The sequence below is a fragment of the Moraxella bovoculi genome, from assembly GCF_000988745.2.
In the GTDB taxonomy this organism is placed as follows: Bacteria; Pseudomonadota; Gammaproteobacteria; order Pseudomonadales; family Moraxellaceae; genus Moraxella; species Moraxella bovoculi.
In genome coordinates this window covers 113,989-135,460 of the sequence record NZ_CP011381.2, presented here as the reverse complement: position 1 = coordinate 135,460, position 21,472 = coordinate 113,989, and the positions used below count along the sequence as shown (strand labels likewise).

Here is a 21,472-nt window from a genome sequence, read left to right as displayed (position 1 = left end):
CATAAATAAGAAATCTTATTTAAATTGCTTATGTATGCTTTTGATGTTTAATAATGGTGGAGTTAAGGAGAGTCGAACTCCTGACCTCCTGCGTGCAAGGCAGGCGCTCTACCAACTGAGCTATAACCCCATTTGTTAATGGTGGGTCTAATAAGACTTGAACTTATGACCCCCGCGTTATCAACACGGTGCTCTAACCAACTGAGCTATAGACCCGTTTTAAACATCTTACTAAAGAACAACTTGTTGTGAATTCTTGCCAATCAGATAATATCGTTAAGGAGGTGATCCAGCCGCAGGTTCCCCTACGGCTACCTTGTTACGACTTCACCCCAGTCATCGACCCCACCGTGGTGAGCGCCCTCTTGCGTTAGGCTACCCACTTCTGGTGAGATCAACTCCCATGGTGTGACGGGCGGTGTGTACAAGGCCCGGGAACGTATTCACCGCAGCATTCTGATCTGCGATTACTAGCGATTCCGACTTCATAGAGTCGAGTTGCAGACTCTAATCCGGACTACGATTGGCTTTTTGAGATTAGCATCACATCGCTGTGTAGCAACCCTTTGTACCAACCATTGTAGCACGTGTGTAGCCCTGGTCGTAAGGGCCATGATGACTTGACGTCGTCCCCGCCTTCCTCCAGTTTGTCACTGGCAGTATCCTTAGAGTTCCCGACCGAGTCGCTGGTAACTAAGGAAAAGGGTTGCGCTCGTTGCGGGACTTAACCCAACATCTCACGACACGAGCTGACGACAGCCATGCAGCACCTGTATGTAGATTCCCGAAGGCACTCCCGCATCTCTGCAGGATTCCTACTATGTCAAGACCAGGTAAGGTTCTTCGCGTTGCATCGAATTAAACCACATGCTCCACCGCTTGTGCGGGCCCCCGTCAATTCATTTGAGTTTTAACCTTGCGGCCGTACTCCCCAGGCGGTCTACTTATTGCGTTAACTGCGTCACTAAGTCTTTAAAAGACCCAACGACTGGTAGACATCGTTTACGGCGTGGACTACCAGGGTATCTAATCCTGTTTGCTACCCACGCTTTCGAACCTCAGTGTCAGTATGATGCCAGGAAGCTGCCTTCGCCATCGGTATTCCTCCAGATCTCTACGCATTTCACCGCTACACCTGGAATTCTACTTCCCTCTCACCTACTCTAGTCACCCAGTATCAGATGCAGTTCCCAGGTTAAGCCCGGGGCTTTCACATCTGACTTAAATGACCACCTACGCTCGCTTTACGCCCAGTAATTCCGATTAACGCTTGCACCCTCTGTATTACCGCGGCTGCTGGCACAGAGTTAGCCGGTGCTTATTCTGTAGGTAACGTCAGGGCTTGTGGGTATTAACCACAAGCTTTTCCTCCCCACTTAAAGTGCTTTACAACCAAAAGGCCTTCTTCACACACGCGGCATGGCTGGATCAGGCTTTCGCCCATTGTCCAATATTCCCCACTGCTGCCTCCCGTAGGAGTCTGGGCCGTGTCTCAGTCCCAGTGTGGCTGATCATCCTCTCAGACCAGCTACAGATCGTCGCCTTGGTAGGCCTTTACCCCACCAACTAGCTAATCCGACTTAGGCTCATCTATTAGCGAGAGCTAAAAGCCCCCTTTCTCTCGTAAGACGTATGCGGTATTAGCCATCCTTTCGGATGGTTATCCCCCACTAATAGGCAGATTCCTAAGCATTACTCACCCGTTCGCCACTAATCATATCTAGCAAGCTAGATAGTCATCGTTCGACTTGCATGTGTTAAGCCTGCCGCCAGCGTTCAATCTGAGCCATGATCAAACTCTTCAGTTTAATCTTTTTAAGATGCCTATTAAGTATCTTAGTAAACTAAGATAAGTTAGGACTTGGCTCATTTATTATATTACTAGCAAAATTTGATACTTAATGACTTAATTTATTAAATTAAGAAACAAGCATCCGCTCATCGTGTAAATGAATTAACTTTGAGTATTTTTGTCTTAATAACTAATAAATGAATATTTATATATTATTTATTGAATTATCTTGTATTGACAAAAATCCACACAAGTTGTTCTTTAGTTTGGATTTTAAATAGTGTATGATACATCGTCTGCATCATTATCATTAATCAAGGCTGACCATTTTATCACATTATTTTGTGATGTCAAGCAATTTTTAAAATTTATTTTTACTTGATAATTTTTAAAAATGCTTTTTCGTTAGCAGAAATTTAATTATACTATATTTTGAATTGAAGTCAAGAACTTTTTTCAAATTATTTTATAATTGGTGGCGATGAAGAGACTTGAACTCTTGACCTCACGATTATGAGTCGTGCGCTCTAACCAGCTGAGCTACATCGCCGTTACAGGGTACGAATTATACAGATGAATTCATCTGCTGTCAATGACATTTTTCAATAATTCTGCAATTTTTTAAAATATTATGGCAAACCGATAAGCCGGGTTCTGTCGTGGACAATCATTCATCTAGGCGCATCATCACTGATACGCTCAAGCAACCTACCCGTGTCCCAAGCGGGCAACTCGTTGGACACCTATTTGGTCTTGCTACACGTGGAGTTTACCATGCCATGAACTGTTGCCAGTCATGCGGTGGGCTCTTACCCCACCCTTTCACCCTTACCTATATAATAGGCGGTCTGCTCTCTGTTGCACTGGTCGTAGGCTCTCGCCTCCTAGCCGTTAGCTAGCACGTCGCCCTATGTAGCCCGGACTTTCCTCCCTCCAAAGTTTGGACGGCGATTGTCTGGTCTGCCAAGATGGCTATTATATCATAATTTTCTTGGCTTAAGATACAATCTTTGATTGCTTTATAAATTATCCGTATTATCCAGTAATTCGATGAAATTTCGCCAAAAGCTCTTCTTCGCTCTCGGCATGATTTGGGTCTTTTGGAATACAATCTACAGGACAGATATCTACACACTGCGGCGTATCGTAATGGCCCACGCATTCTGTGCATAAATTCGGGTCGATCACATAGATGTCATTGCCGGCACTGATGGCTTCATTAGGGCAGACAGGTTCGCAGACATCGCAGTTGATGCATTCTTCGGTAATAATTAACGCCATTTAGTTCACCGCAAACTTGTTGTCAAAGCCTGTCAGCACACAAGGTGGAACGAATTTTGAGACATCGCCACCAAGTCGTGCCACTTCACGCACCAATGTAGATGACACAAAGGAATATTCTTGAGATGGCGTCAAAAATACCGCCTCAAAATTCTCATCCAAACTACGATTCATGTTGGCAAGACCAAATTCATATTCAAAATCCGACACCGCGCGCAGACCACGAATGACCGCTTGTGTGTTTTGCTCTCTGGCAAAATCCACCAAAAGCCCTTCAAAGCCAACCACCACCACACGTGGATCATCTTTAAATACCGATTCCACCATCGCCACACGCTCATCGAAGCTAAACAGTGGCTTCTTGTGATGGGCGAAAGCAACGGCAATGATCACTTCATCAAACAGTTTCAATGTGCGCTTAACAAGATCGATGTGCCCATTGGTAATGGGGTCGAATGTGCCAGGGTATAGGGCTTTTTTCGGGGTGTGTGAGGTCATTGGCTTTTTAAATCTGGCTAAAATAACTGGGTATGCTATCAAATTTTGCTAATTTTTTAAACCTGTTTGTGATTTTAGAATTGCCTTGCTGATTTAAATTAAAAAACGCACCCATTTTGGATGCGTTTTTTAATGACCTTTAAGGCAGTTCGATGGCGTATTCGCTGACATTCGGTAGTTTTTTGGTCAGGTTTTGGGCGTACATAAAATCCGCCATGGCTTGATAGCGGTTAATATCCAGCGCTTTTGGGTTATTTGGCAGGTGCGGCAAGGTGTCCGCCCATGCCAGCTTGTTCAGCTCATTATCAAGCTCTTTTGGCTTATAAGCCACGAATGACTGCCATGCTTGATCAGGATTTTGTTTGATAAAATCTGTCGCCTGAGTGATGGCATTCATGAATTTAACCAATTTTTCGTCTTGAATAGCGTTCTTGTTCGCCACGAAAATCAGCTCATCATAGGCGGGCACCCCATGCTCCTCTGGATAGAACGCCACGCCTTCATGTTTTTCGATGTGTAATTGATTAAGTTCAAAATTACGAAACGCACCAATCACGCCATCCGCCTGACCGCTAAGCAAAGAAGGCGAAAGTGACCAGTTTACATTCACCATTTGTACGTCTTTGTCGGTCAAATTGACTGATTGCAGCATGGTCTTTAATAATAGCTCTTCAAACCCGCTCACCGAATAGCCGATTTTTTTGCCTTTTAGGTCTTCTAGCTTGGTGATGTTGCTGTCTTTTAGAATGACTAAGCTGTTCAGCGGCGTATTAATCACTGTGCCAATGCGCACAAGTGGCAAACCTTGGGCGATGCTTTGTTGTAGCTGCGGCTGATAATCAACCGCGATGTCTGCTTGATTTGAGGCGACCAGTTTTGGCGGCATGGATGGATCGGCGGGTTCTGTGATCTCAACATCAAGCCCCTGCTCATCAAAATACCCTTGCTGCTTAGCGATGATGATGGCTGCGTGATTCGGGTTTACGAACCAATCTAGTAGCAATGTTAGCTTTTGAACGTCTTGCGCGCTGTCTTTAGCATTTTGTTCTTTTGGCGCGCAAGCCAATAAAATCAGCGCAGCGGTGGCGATAAGCGCACCTTTGATAAATTTCGATAAAGTCATAAATTCTCCTTTTTATGGTTGGTTGTGTGATTAACGTGCATAGGATGCCCAAGGAATTAGGCGTTTTAATAAATAATCACCCAAAAAATACAGACTAAGTGCGATAATGACGAGTACAAATAACGCCACAAACATCAAATCAACCTGCATTCTGGCATTGGCATGCAACATGAGATAACCCAAGCCGTGCGATGAGCCGACCCATTCGCCAACCACCGCCCCAATTGGCGCGATCGAGATGGCAATGCGAAGCCCTGATGCTAGGGCAGGTAGCGAAGCAGGCAGTTTAACCTTTAATAGCATCTGCATGGGCGAGATGCGATAAGTTTGAGCAATGTCAAGCCACGCATTCTGAGCCTGGCGCAGCCCATCAAAACACGCTGCCGTGACAGGGAAATAAATAATCATCACCGTCATGACAATCTTCGAGGCGATCCCATATCCAAACCAAAGCACGAGCAATGGCGCGATGGCAAATACAGGAATCGCCTGCGAGATGATCAGTATAGGTAACAGCACCGAGGACAATCTGCGCGACGCACTTAATATCAATGCTGACGCCACACCCAAGGTCGTGCCAATGCCAAGCCCAAACAAAATCTCAATCAGCGTAATTCTGGCTTGCTCCCAGATAAGCTCATGATGCACCAAGAATGATTCATAGACCGCCAAAGGACTTGGTAGAATGTAGTGCGGTAACTCACCAAGCGACACGATCACCTGCCAAATCAATAACAAAACCAAGGTAATCGAAGGTATCTTGAGCCATCGCATCAGACAATCCCCCCAAGCTCAGCAAGGAGCCGTGCATGTAGCTCACCAAATGCGCTATGAGTGAGCGCCCTAATGGGTCTATCATCTGGCGTGATTTTTAGGGATATGGTGGCGGGCTGGTGTTTTAGGACATAAATATCATCACTAAGTCGAAGAGCTTCTTGGGGATCGTGAGTGATGAGCAGGACGGTTTTGTCTTGTAGCAATTCATACGCCAAAGCCTGTAATTCATGGCGTGTCACGGCATCTAATGCAGAAAACGGCTCATCCATCAGCACCAGATCGGTATCCATCATGAGCGTGCGCGCCAATGCAACACGCTGTCTTTGGCCGCCTGAGAGTTCGTGGACTTTTTTATGAGTGTGATCGCTCATCTTTACTTGGGTGAGTAGTTGCAGTGCTTTGGCGTGTATCTTGGGGGATTTGCGACCTGATAGGTGCGCATAGAGCTGTACATTATCGATGATTGATAGCCAAGGATACAGCGCATCGTGCTGAGCCATGTAGGCGATATTGGCATCGTCTAGGAAGCTAACTTCTCCCTGATAGCCTTTCTCCAGTCCTGCGATGATGCGCAGCAAGGTGGATTTGCCCACACCCGAGCCACCCAATAGACTGCTAAAGCGACCTTTGGGCAATTGAAAATTAAAATCATGAAAAATCTGCTGCTCGCCGAATCTCAGCGACAGACCGTCTATGCTGACGTGGTGCATACGCCCTCTAGCATGACAGTAGAAATGATGGAGTGGGCATGGTTTAGTTTCCTACGACAGTATTAACTGAATCAGGTTCACGGGTATTATCTCAGCCATCACAAGGACAGCACCCCGACTAAAAAATTCAAAAAATTATAACGTATTCGCGTCAATATTGTAAAGCCTTTCGCGCCTGCAATATGGAACGAAAGGCCTGAATGCTAAAGGTTATCGCTTAGCAAAACCTTGCTTTTGTAGGTATTCTAGCATGAAGGGACGCACTTCGCCGCCGAAGGTTTGGGCGATTTGAGCGCGCCAGTCTAGATCAAGCTTGCGCCCTTGGTAATATTCACGCACTTGTTCGTTGTACGCATTTAAGGACGCTTCATCAGCTTCTTGGTAGGCGTCGGTAGAGACAAGCACGTCTAGCGGCAGACGTGGACGCTGTGATTGGTTAATCTTAGACTCCCAATCAGGATGACCTAAGCACAGACCGAATAATGGGACGACGTGCTTAGGACAGCCTAAGATATCGCCTGCTCGCTCGATGTCATTACGAAGAGAGCCAATAAATACGCCGCCCAAGCCAAGACTCTCGGCCGCAGCCAGTACGTTTTGCGCCATGAGCGCGGCATCGATCGCACCAATTAGCATCACCTCTGTCCAGTCAGTCTGCACATCCGCCAGCTGGTTATGGCGCTTAGCATCCATACAAAAAATCAGATACTCAGCACAAGACTCCACATAGCCATGGCCCAAACGCTCGCCATTGGCAAACGCTTCATTATAATCCGCCTCGCTCATGTTGCACGAGATCTGACGCAGCTGGGTACGCTTAGCGCCATCAACCACACGAATGATGCTCGTCGCCTGCAAAAAGCTGGACGTCGATACCGCACGCCCTGCTTCCAAGATCGCCTGCAGCATCTCATCAGAGATCGGTTCGCCTGTGTATTTACGCACAGAGCGGTGGTTCAATAGAGTCTCAATGGTAGGAGCACTATTTAGCATGGTTGTTCCTTGTGTAGATAATATGGATAAATCATGTTCATAGTATCAATTATCGCCTTCAAACGCAAATCGATTTCGCAAAAATTGACAATTAGGCAAATTAACAGATGCACTACTTTATCGGCTGTCATAATTTGTTATAATACCAAGCATTATAAAAAATAGGACAAAAACTCATGGCAAAAAAACCAAGCAATCAAATCTGTGCCAATAAAAAAGCACGCCACGAATATTTTATCGAAGAGACCTTTGAAGCTGGCCTTGCCCTGGAGGGCTGGGAAGTCAAAGCAATCCGCGCAGGTAAAATGGCGATCACTGACGCTTATGTCATTTTCAAAAATGGCGAAGCGTTCTTGTTCGGTGCGCACATTCAGCCGCTTTTGACCAGCTCAACGCACATCAATCCAGACAACATTCGCACGCGCAAATTACTTCTTAATCGCCGCGAGATTGACAAATTATTCGGCATGGTCAACCAAAAAGGCTATGCGGTCGTGCCATTATCTTGCTACTGGAAATCTTCATGCGTCAAATGCGAAATCGCCCTAGCTAAAGGTAAAAAACTCCACGACAAGCGCGCCACCCTAAAAGAACGCGATTGGCAAATGGATAAAAAACGCGGGTTCAAGGCGGATTTGCGATAATTCCCATCATCAAAATAAAAAGGTCAATGTGATATTGACCTTTTTATTTTATTGGCTTGATGCTGATTCACCTTTATTCTTGCGATACGAGACGACACCTTGCAGTACCAAGCACAAAATTCCCGCCCAGATCAGCCCATAGCTGCCCAGCATGTCCATCGTAAATGTTCCGCCAAGCACCGTCACCGCAAGCAAGAACAACAGCGCAGGCTCGATATATCCCATTAAACCGAACAGACTGACAGGCAGCAGGCGATTCGCCTCAAGATGCGACTGCAGCGCAAGGATGCTCACCACGCCAAGACCCACGACTTTAAGAAGCAGCCAACCATCCGTTAGCACCGTCTTGACTGTATCCATGTCAGTCATGATAAGCCAAATCAAGCACACGGGTGCGATGATGAGCGCATCGATGAACAGGCCTGTCACAGCACGCACCTTCTGAACGCGGCGCATGATGTAGTAAATCGGATAAGTACCACACACCCAAAACGTCGCCCAACTAAGCTCGCCTGTGCGCACGATCTCCGCTGCCACGCCTACCCCCGCCAAGGCAACCGCAAGCCACTGCACCTTGCTTAGCTTTTCTTTAAATAATACACAGCCGAACAACACCATCGTCAATGGGAAAAGAAAATAGCCCATCGCTGTCTGTACGCCTTGATCGTTCAGTGGTGCCCACATAAAGAGCCACAGCTGACTGGCAAAAATCGGTGTCGGCAGCAACAGCCAAAACCAAGACTTTACGCCCTTGATGGCTTTTAGATCATTGATGATGGTTTTTGATTGCCCACTAACCACCAAAAACACCAATAAACAGCCCAAGATCATCACCATGCGCCACAAAAACACGCTCGTGCCGGTCAAAGGCGACAACCATTTGCCATACGTGTACAGCACCCCAAATAATAAGTTAGCAAGTACGACAAGCGCAATTCCCCACATGAATTGTCGGCGCGCCCGAGCTTTGGCGGTGTCTTGTGGCGCGATGAGTACACTAGAATTGGTTACAGAAATGTTCGCATTCATGATATTTGTCTATTCAAATAATTTTCGCACATTTTAAATAAAAATCATGAGAATAAAGCACGATTAAAGTTAATCATTTAGTTTTATTTTGCATATAATAGGTAATTTTGATAAAATTTCTCATAATTAACTAAATCATGTAATCTAATGACACACGCACTTGATGACACCGATAAAATCATCTTAAATCTCCTACAAGATGATGCGACACTCCCACTAAAGAGCGTCGCCGAACGAGCGGGTATCTCTATCGCCACGGCACAGCGACGCATCAGCACGCTCATCGATCAAAAAATCATCGCAAAGCAAGTCGCCATCATCGACCCCACCAAGGTCGGCTACACACTCACAGTGCTGGTGATGATCAAGATGGCAACGTCGAGCGTATCCATGCAGCAGCGGTTTGAGCGGGTCATGGCATCCGAGCCACAGGTGATGATGTGTTATGAGATCTCAGGTGATTATGACTTTGTGCTGATGGTGACTAGCCAAAACATGCAAGACTATCACGCTTTTACACGCCGCCTATTGACCAGTGAAAATAATGTCAATCACTTTAACAGTCAATTTGTGATGAATTTTATTAAATCTGGCACCAAAATTACGCTAAAATAGGCAATTATTTTTAGAAGGTTACTCATGAAGTCCCCCATCCTAACGCTTACACTGTCTGCTTGCCTGCTCATCGGCTGCTCTAAGCCTGCTGAGCCTACCCAATCCAGCGACAGCGCAGACACTGCCGATAATATCGAATCGCACAACCCACACAGCATTGAAGCACTCACCGACACCCTAAAAGCTGATGGCGTCGATATTGACAGTCCCGAGATTCAGCCAATCATCACCGCCGATGGTAAAATCCAGATCAACTGGAGGCTCATCGACACCAACACCCAAAAGGCCGATATCAATAGCTATCAATACCCCATCGACATTGGCAGTCAAGCGGTGCAAAACTATGCCAAAGCCTACAACATCAGCGATCAACAGGCCCAGCACAGCATCGTCGTTAGCATGGCAGCACCCGAAGCACTGGGCAAGATTCTCGATCAGTTAGAAGACGGCTATAAAGGCCATGAACTCACCGATGGCGCCGACATGAAGCTCATCATTCACACCAAGGATAATGTCGTCGCTGACAAGCATGAATACGTCTTTGCGGACAAGTTTGGGGAAGGCCTGGTATTGCCGATTGAGATTCGCCCTGCCAAATAAGACAACCAAATAAAAAAGGATTGAACATGACATTCAATCCTTTTTTGTTTTAGCTAAATGTTAATCAATTTCTTGCCTTTAATGAGCCTAGATAGATGGCGAACATCACCAAAAACGCACCGCCCCATTGAAGCCCACTGATCGCCTTATGCAGCCAAAAATAATCAATCAGCAGTGCTGCCACAGGCTCTGACAGCAAGAGCAGACCTGTCATCGACAAGGCAAGCTTAGGAATAGAATAAGCAATAAGCCCCCACGCCATGCACTGCATGACCGCACCGTATACGAACACCCAGCCCCATTCACTCATGGTGGTAGGCATGATCTGACCCCAATTCCACAAGAGCATCATCGGCAGCATCGTCAGCGCACCGCCTGCACCCACGATGGTCATCATTGGCAATATCGGCACACGAACGACTTCATGGGTGCGCCGAATATACGCCATGGAGATCGCCAAGAATGCCCCAGAGGCAATCCCAGAGACAAAGCCCCACAGCGCAGCATCATTGTGCGCAAACTCAGGGCTTGCGATGAGTGCCACTCCAACCGATGCCATTACAAGACTCAAAAGCTGCATCTTGGTCTGACGCTCACCAAACCACAAAAACGCAATGAATGCCAAAAAGAAAATCTGCAAGCTGTTTAATAAAGTAGAAATACCCGGCCCGATCGCATAAATACTCTCATGCCACAGCGCCAAATCCAAACCAAGTGCAGCCCCTGATATCAGCGCAAATCCAATGGCTTTTTTATTGGTGGGGAAATGCTGACCAAAAATCTTTGCAAGCACCAAAAAAATCCCTGTCGATATGAGCAACCGCCAAAATGCCATGGCATACGCACCGACCGTCTCAATATGTGCGACGATCAGGCTACCCAGTCCGAATAAGATACAACCAACCAATAGCCCAAACATGGAGAACAGGTCACTCTTGCTCTTTGGCCGTGTGTTACTTATCGTCATGGATATTCTTAATCTATTGCTTAATTTTGGCTTTGGTGGTTTATCATGAGCACAAGCAAAGTCAATCATTAGGCTGTCATAGAGCAATTAAGCTCGCCCATGCTCTGTCAATAGTGCCATAAATGTCGCCTCATCCATCACTTGCACGCCTAAGCTTTGCGCTTTATCAAGCTTGGAGCCTGCCTTTTCGCCTGCCAATAGCATGCTGGTTTTGGCAGATACTGATCCTGAGACTTTTGCGCCCAATGCCTGTAGATGCGCCTTGGCTTCATCTCGCCCCATCGCTGATAGTGTGCCAGTCACCACCCAAGTCTGCCCATCTAATGGTGCATCGCCTGTGTTTTTTGTCACTGCATCCCAATGAATGCCAGCATTAATCAAGCCGTCGATGACTTCATTGTTATGCTCACTTTGGAAGAACTCCATGATATTAACCGCCGTGATGTCGCCAATGTCTGGCACATGAAGCAGCTGCTCAGCACTTGCTTGTCTTAATGCATCAAAACTCTCAAAACTCTCTGCCAAATTCTGCGCAGTGGTCTCACCCACCCCACGAATACCTAGTGCAAAGATAAATCTTGGCAGGGTTGTGCTTTTGGATTTTTCAATGGCGGACAGCATGTTAGCGACAGATTTTTCACCGAGACCCTCCAAGGTCATCAGATGTTTTTGATGGTCTTTTAGAGTATAAATGTCAGCAACTGTCTTGATCAGATTCATCTCAAAGAACTTGATCAGCCATTGCCCACCCAAGCCATCAATATCCATCGCGCGGCGCGACACAAAGTGAATCAGTGCCTCCTTAGACTGAGCAGGACAATACAATCCGCCCGTGCAGCGAGCCAGCGCCTCACCCTCGGGCAAGGAGACATGAGAATCACACACAGGGCAAGTCTCTGGTAGTGTGATCGAGCTGACATTCTCATCGCGCAGCTCCATCATCACTCCCGAGACTTTCGGAATAACATCACCAGCACGGTGGATGCTCACCATGTCGCCAACCATAACGCCAAGCCGCTGAATCTCACCAAAATTATGCAGTGTCACGTTACTGACCGTCACCCCACCGACATTAACAGGCTCCAATTTACCCACAGGGGTCAGCTGTCCTGTACGCCCTACTTGCCACTCTACCGTCAAAAGACGCGTGATGGCATTCTGGGCGGCAAATTTATAAGCCGTCGCCCATCTCGGTTCGCGGCTCAAAAACCCCAAATCATTCTGCAACGCTAACGAATTCACCTTGATTACCACCCCATCAATCTCAAAGGGCAGCTGATCGCGTGTATTGGCGATATTATCATAGAATTCTTGCACACCCTTAGGGGTGGTTGCAGTATCAAAAGGCGCAGTATCAAATCCCAAAGTGCGCAGATATTCCAATGCACCACTTTGGGTCTTGATGTGACTTGGCAAACCCTGATTCACCGAATACCCAAAAAACGCCAAAGGTCGTGCTGCTGCAATGGCAGGATTAAGTTGGCGCAGACTGCCCGCGGCGGCATTTCTAGGATTGGCAAAAGTCTTCTCACCACGCAGTTCACTGTCTTTATTTAACTTCATAAAGCCCGCTTTTGGCATGAGCACCTCGCCGCGCACTTCCAATAAATCAATATCGACACACCCTGGTAGCACCAACGGTAAGTTGCGGATGGTTCTGACATTATGCGTAATATCCTCACCCAAGCGACCATCGCCACGCGTGATGGCTTGAGTAAATACGCCATTCACGTATTTTAAGGATACTGCCAAACCGTCCAGCTTAAGCTCCATCTCAAATTCTGGCTGCTTATTTTTATCATCAAGGCGGTCATTGATACGGCGAACGAAGCTTAATAGCTCTTCTTCATCGAACACATTTCCCAAGGAGAGCATCGCCAAATCATGCGCCACTTGATTAAAAGCAGGTAGCGGCTCACCGCCCACGCTGTCGGTCGGGCTGTCAGGTTGTTTTAAATTGGGATGCGCTTGTTCAAGCTGAACCAACTTAGATCTTAGACTGTCGTACTCATCATCAGCGATGGTTGGGTTATCAAGCACATAATAGGCGTGATTGTGTTTTTTTAGCGCTTGAATCAGATTACGCATTTGGCCAACGATGTGATCATCTTTGGGGTTGGCTACTAAATCCTCTTGGGTAAAATCAAATAAATCGGTCATTTTTAACTTCTAAACAACTATAAAATCAGACAAAAAACCGCCTTAGCAAAGACGGTTTTTAGAAGGCATAAACTTATTGATGGCTGGCAGCGTGGGCACGCAATTTGGCAAATTCTGCATCGTCGAGCGTGTAGCCCTCTTCGTTATATATGTCAGCCTCTAGGTCATCAGCGATCATCTGCGCCACTGACACCATGCTGTCAAAGCCACGCAAGGCATGTGGATGCGGCAGTGATAAGAACAATAGAATGCTATTAAAACGACTCTCAGCAAGTACATTCAAGTCAAACGGCTGAACACCCTCGTTATTGACGCCCATCATACTAAACCACAGATCGCCCGTGCCATTCTCATGCTCGTAGCGGTGGAACATGTTCATCACGCCATACTTTAAGCCGTATTCACGCACCAAGCTCAGTACGGTTTTGCCTGACAGTCCCGTGTAGGCGTTACGTGGTGTGATCACCACAGCGATGTTATCTGTGGCATTCAACAGTGGGCTGTTATTCTGATCGAAGCTTTCTTGGTCAGACAGATGCTTATCTAGGATTGGGGAGTTTTGCTCAAATTTACCATTAAGCTCGCGCAGCTGCTCGCTCTCTTCGTGCGCAGCATCGCTCGGCGCGATCGCCTCATCAGCATTTTCAGCAGGCTTATTGGGCTCAGGATTAATAGTCGGTCGATCTGATGCGCTCACCACAGGGGATGAAGCTGCCACCGCCGCCATGCTGGTTAACGCATCAGGTGCGTCGTCGCTTGGCAATGCAACCGCATCATCATGAGTCAGCAGTCGCTCGTCTCTTGGCGTGATCGGTAAACCATCTTTGTGATGTACATCGCCAGCATGATCGATTTGTTTTTTGCTATTAATGGCGCGCAAAATGGCAGGCACCAACAAAATACATCCGAGTACAATCGCAAGCACTGCAAGCAACAGCCAAACACTCTGATCCATATCTACCCCAAATATTCTTTTAAAAAATCTAACATCATCATCAACTGATGGCTGATACAAATAAATTATTCATAGTCTATCACGATGTGCCAAATTCGTCATCTATTTGTTGGGCCAAGTTTTATATTTTTGGCAATTATTTTTATGAATTTGAACAGCTTAATGTTCTTTTGATAAAAACTGTTCAAAAGTCGCTCAACTCATTGTGATGGATAATAAAAAAAACCGTCCATACAGGACGGTTTTCATCAAAAGCTTCATTGCTTTTGGTGGACAAGTTAGGCTTTTTTGCCACGGCTTGCGAATGCACCAAAACGCTTGTTGAAGCTAGCAACACGACCTTCGTTAGATGCTTTACGTTGCTCGCCAGTGTAGAATGGGTGCGACGCACTTGAAATATCAAGTGGGAAATATGGGTATTCTTGACCTTCGTATTCACGAGTAGTCTTAGTCGCAACAGTTGAGCGAGTTAGGAAGTACACGTCAGCATTGGTGTCATGGAATAGAACTTCTTTGTATTCTGGGTGGATGTCTTTACGCATGATGATCGTCCAATAAATCTAAGCACTAATATATACTGCCTTGGCAAATGCCATTACAGCCGAACATAGCCACGCCATCACCAACCAACTTTGGCATACCGCACCATGTTTTCACACATTAGCCCACTTAGATGGGAAAAATGAGCCGATATTTTAGCAAAACACCACCAACTATTCAAGCAAATTTAGCAAATCAGCTCATTGAAATTAACGGCAGTCTGCCGACTAACGCGGATCATTCTCCATCTCGATGCGCGTGCGGAATTTTTGACCTGCCTTGAATGTTACCACGCGGCGCGCCTTAACAGGAATGCTCTCGCCTGTCTTTGGGTTACGCCCTGGGCGGGATTTTTTGTCTTTTAATTCAAAATTACCAAATCCAGAGATCTTGACTTCCTTGCCGTCAGCGAGATTTTGGCTAATTTCTTCAAAAAATTTATCCACAATCCGTCTGGCATCTTGGCGAGTGATGCGCAGACGAATCGTTAAGCGGTCTATCATGTCAGCTTTGGTTAATGCACTCATGATGTGTCCTTATGTTAGGTCAATAGCCACCGAAGTGGCATTTGGATTAACTGTCTCTTAGTTTTGCGCCGTGCTTGTCGCTCAATCTAGAGGCGACATCATCCATCGCTTTTTTGATGACATCATCTTCTAATGTGGCATCAGCATTCTGGAAAAGCATGGCAAAAGCCAGTGATTTTCTGCCCTCTGGCAGTCTGTCGCCTTCATAGACATCGAACAGCCAAAGATCGGTCAGATATTTACCCGCTGCCGCGCGAATATCCACAACCAAATCTTGCCACTCTACCGATTTATCCACCAAGAATGCCAAGTCACGGCGCACGCTTGGGAATTTACTCGGGGCGGTGATGGCGTTGGTCGCGCGATGCAGATCGATGAGATCTTCGATGGCAAATTGAGCCACCCAAACAGCCGGCAGATCAAGCGCTTTGGCGATGCTTGGGTGTAACTGACCGAACCAGCCGAGACGCACACCATTTACCACAAGATAAGCACTTTGCCCAGGGTGTAAGAACGCCAAATCAGCGCGCTCGTAGCTTAGGCTGGTCTTATTTAGATGTTGTGGCAGTAGGCTTTCAACATCGCGCTTTAGATCAAAAAAGTCCATCACGCGCTTATCATAGATGCCCTCTTCAGCAACCAAGCCGGTGGCAACCATCGCAAGGCTCGGGGTCTGCACTAGGTTGTCAACGTTCTGACCCACAAAAGACAAACCTGTCTCAAACAGACGTACGCGAGGCTGTTGGCGGTTTAGGTTATAGGACACCACAGGTAGCAGGCTGGATAATAACGTACGGCGCATTACCGCTAAGTCTGCTGAGATCGGATTGGCAAGTGGCAATACTGCCCCAAGCTTGTCATCATTAAACAGCGCTTCGATCTTAGCATCGCTAAAGCTAAAGCTCACCGCTTCAAAGTAACCCGATGCCGCTAGGCTTAGTTTGAGTTCATGCGTTAGATCTGCTGTGTCGTCATAGCTCATGTCCACAGCAAATTCTGGCAAGCGCGGCTTAATGTGATCATAGCCGTGGATACGCGCAATTTCTTCAACCAGATCCTCTGCGATATTCATGTCAAAGCGATGGCTTGGCGGCTGGCAGATGAATTTATCACCATCAAACTGCGTGGCAATCTCTAGACGATTTAGAATATCGACAACTTCATCGCTAGGCAGTGCCACGCCCAATAGCTGCTCGATCTTCGCATATGGTAGATGGATTGGGCTGCGTTTTGGTAGTTTATCAAGATTTTCTACGGTGGTAATCTGCCCGACTTCTGCACCTGCCACTTCGTGAATCAAAGCGGTCGCGCGATGAAGCGCCATCAATGGCAATTCAAAGTCCACACCACGCTCAAAGCGCTGGCTGGCATCGGTATGCAAACCAAAACGTCTGGCGCGTGCGGCGATGGCAAGCTGATTAAAATGCGCAGATTCCAACACGATGTTCGTCGTCTCGTCAGTCACTGACGAGCGCATGCCACCCATGATGCCCGCCAATGCCAGCGCGCCTACATCATCAGCAATCACAAGCTCATCGCCTGTTAGCGTGATGGTCTGCTCATTAAGTAGTTCTAGTGTCTCACCTTGATTCGCCAGACGTACAACGATGTCGCCTTGAATTTTATCCGCATCAAAGGCATGAAGTGGCTGACCCAGCTCTAGCAATACATAGTTCGTCACATCCACCAAGAAGTTGTGTGTGCGCATGCCTGATGCCATCAGATTATCCACCAGCCATTTTGGACTCTTGGCAGTACGGTCGATATTACTGATGTACTGCGCAAGATAACGCGGGCAGGCTTCATCATTAAGCACATTAACATTGACTTTTTTGTCGGTGTTTGGGGTTATAACTTTGATCTCTGGGCGGCTTAGCGGTAGGCGATTAATCACGCTAATCTCACGAGCCAGACCCAAAGCACTAAAGCAATCACCACGGTTTGGCGTGATGGCGATGTCAAAGATCATCGCATCTAAGCCCAAATAATCACGCACATCAACGCCGATCGGCGCATCATCAGGCAGCTCTAATATACCATCAATCTCATCAGCCAGACCAATCTCAGAAGCACCGCACAGCATGCCTTGGCTCTCGATGCCACGAAGCTTGCCTTTTTTGATGTTAAATGGCTTACCATCAATCGGTGGCAGCACCGCACCGACAGTCGCGACGGCAACTTTTAGGCCTGTACGGACATTTGGCGCACCGCAGACGATCTGTAGGTTCTCACCTGTACCGATATTAACCGTAGTAACACGCAGGCGATCCGCATCTGGATGCTGCTCACAGGTGATGACCTCGCCGACCACCACGCCACTAAATTCAGGCGCAACCGTGTCTGAACCGTCTAACTCCAGCCCCGCCATGGTGAGCTGCTGACCCAATTCATCCGAGGTGTTGGCAGGATTTGCCCATTGTCTTAGCCAGTTTTCGCTGATTTTCATAATATTCTCTAGATTCTATTTTTTAATAATTGTCGTTTATCAAGCAAACTGCTTTAAAAATCTCAAGTCATTTTGGAAGAACAGACGCAGATCGTTCACGCCATAGTACAACATCGCGAAACGCTCAATGCCAAGCCCAAACGCAAAGCCTGTATATTCATCAGGATCGATGCCACAGTTACGCAGAACTTGTGGGTGTACCATGCCACAGCCCAGCACTTCTAGCCATTTGCCATTATCAGACAAAATATCCACTTCGGCAGATGGCTCAGTAAATGGGAAGAAACTAGGACGGAAACGAACGGTCATCTCCTTACCAAAGAAAGCGTTCAAAAATTCATGAATCACGCCTTTTAACTCAGCGAAGTTCGATGACTTTGAAATCATCAACCCTTCCATCTGATGGAACATTGGCGAATGCGTCTGGTCACTGTCACAGCGATATACGCGACCCGGACAGATGATGCGTAGCGGCGGCTCGCTCTTCTCCATGGTGCGAATCTGCACCCCACTGGTGTGCGTGCGCAGTAGATAATGCGCATCAAAATAAAAAGTATCATGCATGGCGCGCGCAGGATGATGATCAGGGATGTTCAGCGCCTCAAAGTTATAATAGTCGCTCTCAACCTCAGGTCCTGTCGCCACACTAAAGCCCGCCTGTGTGAAGAATTGCTTCATGCGCTCGGTGACGTGCGTGATTGGATGTAGGCCACCTGATGCCACACCACGAGCGGGCAAGCTGATATCCACCTGCTCACTGGCAAGCTTGGCATTAAGTGCCTGCTCTGCCAGTGCTGCCCCACGTGCATCAAATGCGGCCGTCAGACGCGTACGGAGCTCGTGCAGATATGCACCGTAGGTTTTTTTGCCATCCGTATCTAGGCTGCCCATCTGCTTAGATAGTGTAGTGATGTCGCTTTTTTTACCTTGAAGGGTTACTTTTAGTTCTTGAAGCTCGCTTTCGCTCTGGGCGTTATTGATAAGTGTGCTTGCCGCATCAGCGAATGCCAAAAAATCCTGCTCGCTTAGCGATGCCAATGGCTGATTTAAGGTGGGTATTGTAGTCATAAAAGAGCAACTTTCATTAATTTTCTTAGGAATATAAAGGACTTATTGTAAATAATTCATTTTCAAATGTAAATAAGCGATTCAGATTATTAGCAATTCTATTGGAAAAATCGCAATCTTAATCAGGCTTGCACGCAGAGTTGTTAAAGTTTCAAGAAAAATATCAAAATTTTTCACAAAAATTGTAAATTTCTCGAAATAACTATTGCTATGCATTTAGTTTTTATGTATATTTTCGTTGCATTCTTAGCAATTTATTGCAGGATTGCAAATATTAGCTGTCGCATCATTATGTCTTGATAAGATAAAGACCTTGATGATACATGGAACATCAGCCTTCTAAGGAATCTGTTATGAAACGCTCATTTTTAAATACCGCCATCAAAGCAACCGCCACACTTGCCATCGCAACACTTACCGCAGAAACTTTTGCAGCTCCCCAAATCTCTGGTCGTCTCTATCTGTCTGCGTTGTACGATAATATTGATAACAAAGAGCATAACACCGTCACACAGACCATTTCGAATACCAAATCCGACCGCCTTTCTTTAAATTCTGCTGGATCTCGTGTTCGTCTGACTGGTGAAGAAAAGTTGACAAAAGACATCGATTTAGAGTATCGGTTGGAATATTCGATTTTCTTGGACAATGACGGCGAGGGTAAAAACTTCTCTGCTCGTAACACTTACCTAGGGTTTAAGCATGATGACTACGGTACTGTACGCGTGGGTCGAATCTTTACCCCAGATGATGATATTGATTATGTCGATCAAAGCTATCTGTATGCTTCTGGCAACGGATTACCATTTAGCTACGGTGGTCAACGCACGAATAACACCATTCAATACATTTCCCCAAAATTCAACAATGGAAAAACACAAATCAAACTGCATTACGCCATGGATGAAAATTCTGATAACAATCATGGTGGCAAATTTACCACCTTTCATGATGGTGTAACAAAAAAACAAGAGCGCGATATGATCGTAGGTCACATTTTGCATGAAGATACAAAATATGACGCAGGAATATCCTATACTCATGCTGGAGAGTTTAGTGCGTTGCGTGGCATGGTCAGCTACAAGCCAAATGAAAAACTAACCGTTGGCGTCATCGCTCAACAAACCGACTACAACAGTGGCAACAAAGAGCTTGGTGCACTTGTAAGCGGACTATACTCCTTGGATAAGATGACTGATGTATATGCACAAGTAGGTCATGCAAATAACTATCAAGGCTTCAAAGATGGTGAGCTAACCAAAGCCAGTGTTGGTCTTATCAAATGGTTGAAGCGTGATGGCGGTGTTCGTCTGCGCACCTTTGGCTCGCTGTCATATCTTGACCAAGTTTCTCATTCTTATAAAGAAAGAACGGATAATAATGTCGTTCATAATGACTTAATTCGCTCAGAAAAAGATGGATTTGGTTTAGAGATGGGTCTGCGTTACGATTTCTAACATAGCACTTCCTGATAAAATAACCCGCCTCGTCAAGGTGGGTTATTTTATGAGTCATTCGTCAAGATTATTCACATCATAAAAAACCGCAATACGAAACGCATTGCGGTTTTGGATTTGGTTATTTAGTAAAAACTAAATTATGCCAATGCAGCTTTTGCTTTTTCGCAGATGGCAGTAAATGCTGCTGCATCATGCATGGCGATGTCAGCTAGGATACGGCGGTCGATATCGATGTTTGATTTTTTCAAACCATTGATTAGACGGCTGTAAGACAGACCGTTTAGACGCGCACCAGCGTTGATACGAGCAATCCATAGACGACGGAATGAACGTTTCTTGTTGCGGCGGTCACGGTATGCATATTGACCAGCTTTCATTACCGCTTGTACGGCAACACGATACACACGAGAACGTGCACCATAGTAGCCTTTTGCACGAGCTAGAACTTTTTTATGACGGCGATTTGCTTGTACACCACGTTTTACACGAGCCATTTTATTCTCCTAAAATATCCAAAAATTGATTAGATGTATGGGCACATACGACGTACAGAAGCAACGTCTGATGCATGAACCATTACGCAACCACGCAATTGACGGATACGCTTTGGAGATTTTTTGGTTAGGATGTGGCGTTTGAACGCTTGCTTACGCTTAAAGCCGTTTGCTGTTTTTTTGAAACGCTTTGCAGCACCACGTTTGGTTTTAAGTTTCATAATGACCTCTTTATTAATCATAAGTCTTGCGACTTGACGAACCTTTTCGCCACACTCCGTTAGGATAGGCTGAAGGTGGGATGCGCATTATAACAAAATCTATTGCGCCATGCAAGCCATTAAATACCTTTACTTGCACCCCCAACCGCGCTACAATAAAGCCATTCAACGATGGCGCACCCCTGAATATTCAGCAGCTACTCTATACACTTATCTTATTTGCCGAGACGGCAGTGCAAAGATTGTCGGCTGCTATTTGCCATATCTGATTTTAAATGAACAAAAATCCGCGTGGCTGTGGCTACCGACCGCGCTGAGCTTGGCGGTATTTGTGTATCTATTGACGTTATACCCTGCCGCCTCAGGACGGATTTATGCAGCTTATGGCGGTATTTATGTCTGCACTGCATTGGTTTGGCTGCATTTTGTGGGTAAAGTTACGCTTAGCTCATGGGACATGGTGGGCTCAGCATTGGTCGTGCTTGGCACGCTGACCATTATTCTACAGCCCAATGGCTTTAGCGTGCGCTAAGGGCTGATTTTTAGGTTTATTTCATCATTTAGTAACAAAA

General features: G+C 46.3%; 20 protein-coding genes, 3 tRNA genes, 1 rRNA gene, 1 other RNA gene, 1 pseudogene and 1 riboswitch. Of the genes and pseudogenes, 5 read left to right on the top strand and 21 right to left on the bottom strand.

The annotated features are described in order from the left end of the window. Positions 1–54: 54 nt before the first annotated feature. The 11 genes from AAX10_RS00620 to nfsA all read right to left on the bottom strand — a co-directional run bounded on the left by AAX10_RS00620 (position 55) and on the right by nfsA (position 7,174). A tRNA-Ala gene (locus AAX10_RS00620) sits at positions 55–130 on the bottom strand. 9 nt (positions 131–139) lie between these two features. Continuing rightward, a tRNA-Ile gene (locus AAX10_RS00615) sits at positions 140–216 on the bottom strand. Between the two features lie 61 nt (positions 217–277). Next, positions 278–1,808: ribosomal RNA gene (locus AAX10_RS00610) — 16S ribosomal RNA — on the bottom strand. A gap of 457 nt (positions 1,809–2,265) precedes the next feature. Then, positions 2,266–2,342, bottom strand: a tRNA-Met gene (locus AAX10_RS00605). 77 nt (positions 2,343–2,419) lie between these two features. After that, an RNA gene (gene rnpB / locus AAX10_RS00600) (RNase P RNA component class A) lies at positions 2,420–2,759 on the bottom strand. Between the two features lie 68 nt (positions 2,760–2,827). After that, a complete protein-coding gene (locus AAX10_RS00595) occupies positions 2,828–3,073 on the bottom strand; it encodes a YfhL family 4Fe-4S dicluster ferredoxin (protein WP_036366799.1) in 246 nt (81 codons plus the stop codon). Further along, entirely contained in the window at positions 3,074–3,571 is a 498-nt protein-coding gene (gene coaD, locus AAX10_RS00590; RefSeq protein WP_046697698.1) for a pantetheine-phosphate adenylyltransferase, read from the bottom strand. A 139-nt stretch (positions 3,572–3,710) separates the two neighbouring features. Further along, positions 3,711–4,694 carry an ABC transporter substrate-binding protein gene (locus AAX10_RS00585; protein ID WP_080946954.1) on the bottom strand — a complete coding sequence of 328 codons (984 nt, stop codon included), beginning with the start codon at positions 4,692–4,694 and terminating at the stop codon, positions 3,711–3,713. Between the two features lie 30 nt (positions 4,695–4,724). Next, complete coding sequence (locus tag AAX10_RS00580; RefSeq protein WP_046699554.1) at positions 4,725–5,468, bottom strand: ABC transporter permease; 744 nt, start codon at positions 5,466–5,468, stop codon at positions 4,725–4,727. Beyond that, positions 5,468–6,181, bottom strand: a complete 714-nt coding sequence (locus AAX10_RS00575) for an ABC transporter ATP-binding protein (RefSeq protein WP_046699553.1) — start codon at positions 6,179–6,181, stop codon at positions 5,468–5,470. Before AAX10_RS00575 ends, AAX10_RS00580 begins: the two co-directional genes overlap by 1 nt. A 31-nt stretch (positions 6,182–6,212) precedes the next feature. After that, positions 6,213–6,308, bottom strand: a riboswitch (TPP riboswitch). Positions 6,309–6,391: 83 nt separating this feature from the next. Then, positions 6,392–7,174, bottom strand: coding sequence for an oxygen-insensitive NADPH nitroreductase (gene nfsA / locus AAX10_RS00570; protein WP_046699552.1), 783 nt, complete (start codon positions 7,172–7,174; stop codon positions 6,392–6,394). A gap of 176 nt (positions 7,175–7,350) precedes the next feature. Here nfsA and smpB point away from each other — a divergent pair, with 176 nt between their 5' ends. Next, complete coding sequence (smpB, locus tag AAX10_RS00565) at positions 7,351–7,818, top strand: SsrA-binding protein SmpB (protein ID WP_046699551.1); 468 nt, start codon at positions 7,351–7,353, stop codon at positions 7,816–7,818. 48 nt (positions 7,819–7,866) lie between these two features. Here the strand turns inward: smpB and rarD are convergent, their stop codons facing one another. Next, the gene (gene rarD / locus AAX10_RS00560) at positions 7,867–8,847 is read right to left on the bottom strand and encodes an EamA family transporter RarD (RefSeq protein ID WP_036366793.1); all 981 of its coding nucleotides are present in this window, start codon (positions 8,845–8,847) and stop codon (positions 7,867–7,869) included. A gap of 147 nt (positions 8,848–8,994) precedes the next feature. On the opposite strand from rarD, the gene AAX10_RS00555 reads away from it, so the two are divergent. Together AAX10_RS00555 and AAX10_RS00550 are read left to right on the top strand one after the other, a co-directional pair. Then, on the top strand, positions 8,995–9,462 hold the full coding sequence (locus AAX10_RS00555) for an Lrp/AsnC family transcriptional regulator (protein WP_036366792.1): 468 nt from the start codon (positions 8,995–8,997) through the stop codon (positions 9,460–9,462). 24 nt (positions 9,463–9,486) lie between these two features. After that, entirely contained in the window at positions 9,487–10,062 is a 576-nt protein-coding gene (locus AAX10_RS00550; RefSeq protein ID WP_046699550.1) for a hypothetical protein, read from the top strand. A gap of 64 nt (positions 10,063–10,126) precedes the next feature. Here AAX10_RS00550 and AAX10_RS00545 read toward each other — a convergent pair whose 3' ends face one another. From AAX10_RS00545 to pheS, 7 genes are all read right to left on the bottom strand, one after another. Further along, positions 10,127–11,029 (bottom strand): DMT family transporter, encoded by a 903-nt coding sequence (locus tag AAX10_RS00545; RefSeq protein WP_046699549.1) that lies wholly within the window; start codon positions 11,027–11,029, stop codon positions 10,127–10,129. 87 nt (positions 11,030–11,116) lie between these two features. Then, positions 11,117–13,189, bottom strand: a complete 2,073-nt coding sequence (gene ligA / locus AAX10_RS00540) for an NAD-dependent DNA ligase LigA (RefSeq protein ID WP_046699548.1) — start codon at positions 13,187–13,189, stop codon at positions 11,117–11,119. 73 nt (positions 13,190–13,262) lie between these two features. Next, positions 13,263–14,144, bottom strand: coding sequence for a cell division protein ZipA C-terminal FtsZ-binding domain-containing protein (locus tag AAX10_RS00535; protein WP_046699547.1), 882 nt, complete (start codon positions 14,142–14,144; stop codon positions 13,263–13,265). 278 nt (positions 14,145–14,422) lie between these two features. Further along, positions 14,423–14,686 carry a type B 50S ribosomal protein L31 gene (locus AAX10_RS00530; protein ID WP_036366789.1) on the bottom strand — a complete coding sequence of 88 codons (264 nt, stop codon included), beginning with the start codon at positions 14,684–14,686 and terminating at the stop codon, positions 14,423–14,425. Between the two features lie 225 nt (positions 14,687–14,911). Next, entirely contained in the window at positions 14,912–15,211 is a 300-nt protein-coding gene (locus AAX10_RS00525; protein WP_036366788.1) for an integration host factor subunit alpha, read from the bottom strand. A gap of 46 nt (positions 15,212–15,257) precedes the next feature. Continuing rightward, positions 15,258–17,657: a phenylalanine--tRNA ligase subunit beta gene (gene pheT / locus AAX10_RS00520; RefSeq protein WP_046699546.1), complete on the bottom strand. Its 2,400-nt coding sequence runs from the start codon at positions 17,655–17,657 to the stop codon at positions 15,258–15,260. Positions 17,658–17,696: 39 nt separating this feature from the next. Next, positions 17,697–18,725 (bottom strand): phenylalanine--tRNA ligase subunit alpha, encoded by a 1,029-nt coding sequence (gene pheS, locus AAX10_RS00515; protein ID WP_046699545.1) that lies wholly within the window; start codon positions 18,723–18,725, stop codon positions 17,697–17,699. 353 nt (positions 18,726–19,078) lie between these two features. Here pheS and AAX10_RS00510 point away from each other — a divergent pair, with 353 nt between their 5' ends. Continuing rightward, positions 19,079–20,182 (top strand): porin, encoded by a 1,104-nt coding sequence (locus AAX10_RS00510; protein ID WP_046699544.1) that lies wholly within the window; start codon positions 19,079–19,081, stop codon positions 20,180–20,182. A 140-nt stretch (positions 20,183–20,322) separates the two neighbouring features. Here the strand turns inward: AAX10_RS00510 and rplT are convergent, their stop codons facing one another. Further along, entirely contained in the window at positions 20,323–20,679 is a 357-nt protein-coding gene (gene rplT / locus AAX10_RS00505; protein WP_046697689.1) for a 50S ribosomal protein L20, read from the bottom strand. Positions 20,680–20,708: 29 nt separating this feature from the next. After that, entirely contained in the window at positions 20,709–20,903 is a 195-nt protein-coding gene (rpmI, locus tag AAX10_RS00500) for a 50S ribosomal protein L35 (RefSeq protein WP_036366807.1), read from the bottom strand. Between the two features lie 185 nt (positions 20,904–21,088). Between rpmI and AAX10_RS00495 the strand changes: the two are divergent. Further along, positions 21,089–21,432, top strand: a pseudogene (locus AAX10_RS00495) (YnfA family protein). Positions 21,433–21,472: the final 40 nt, after the last annotated feature.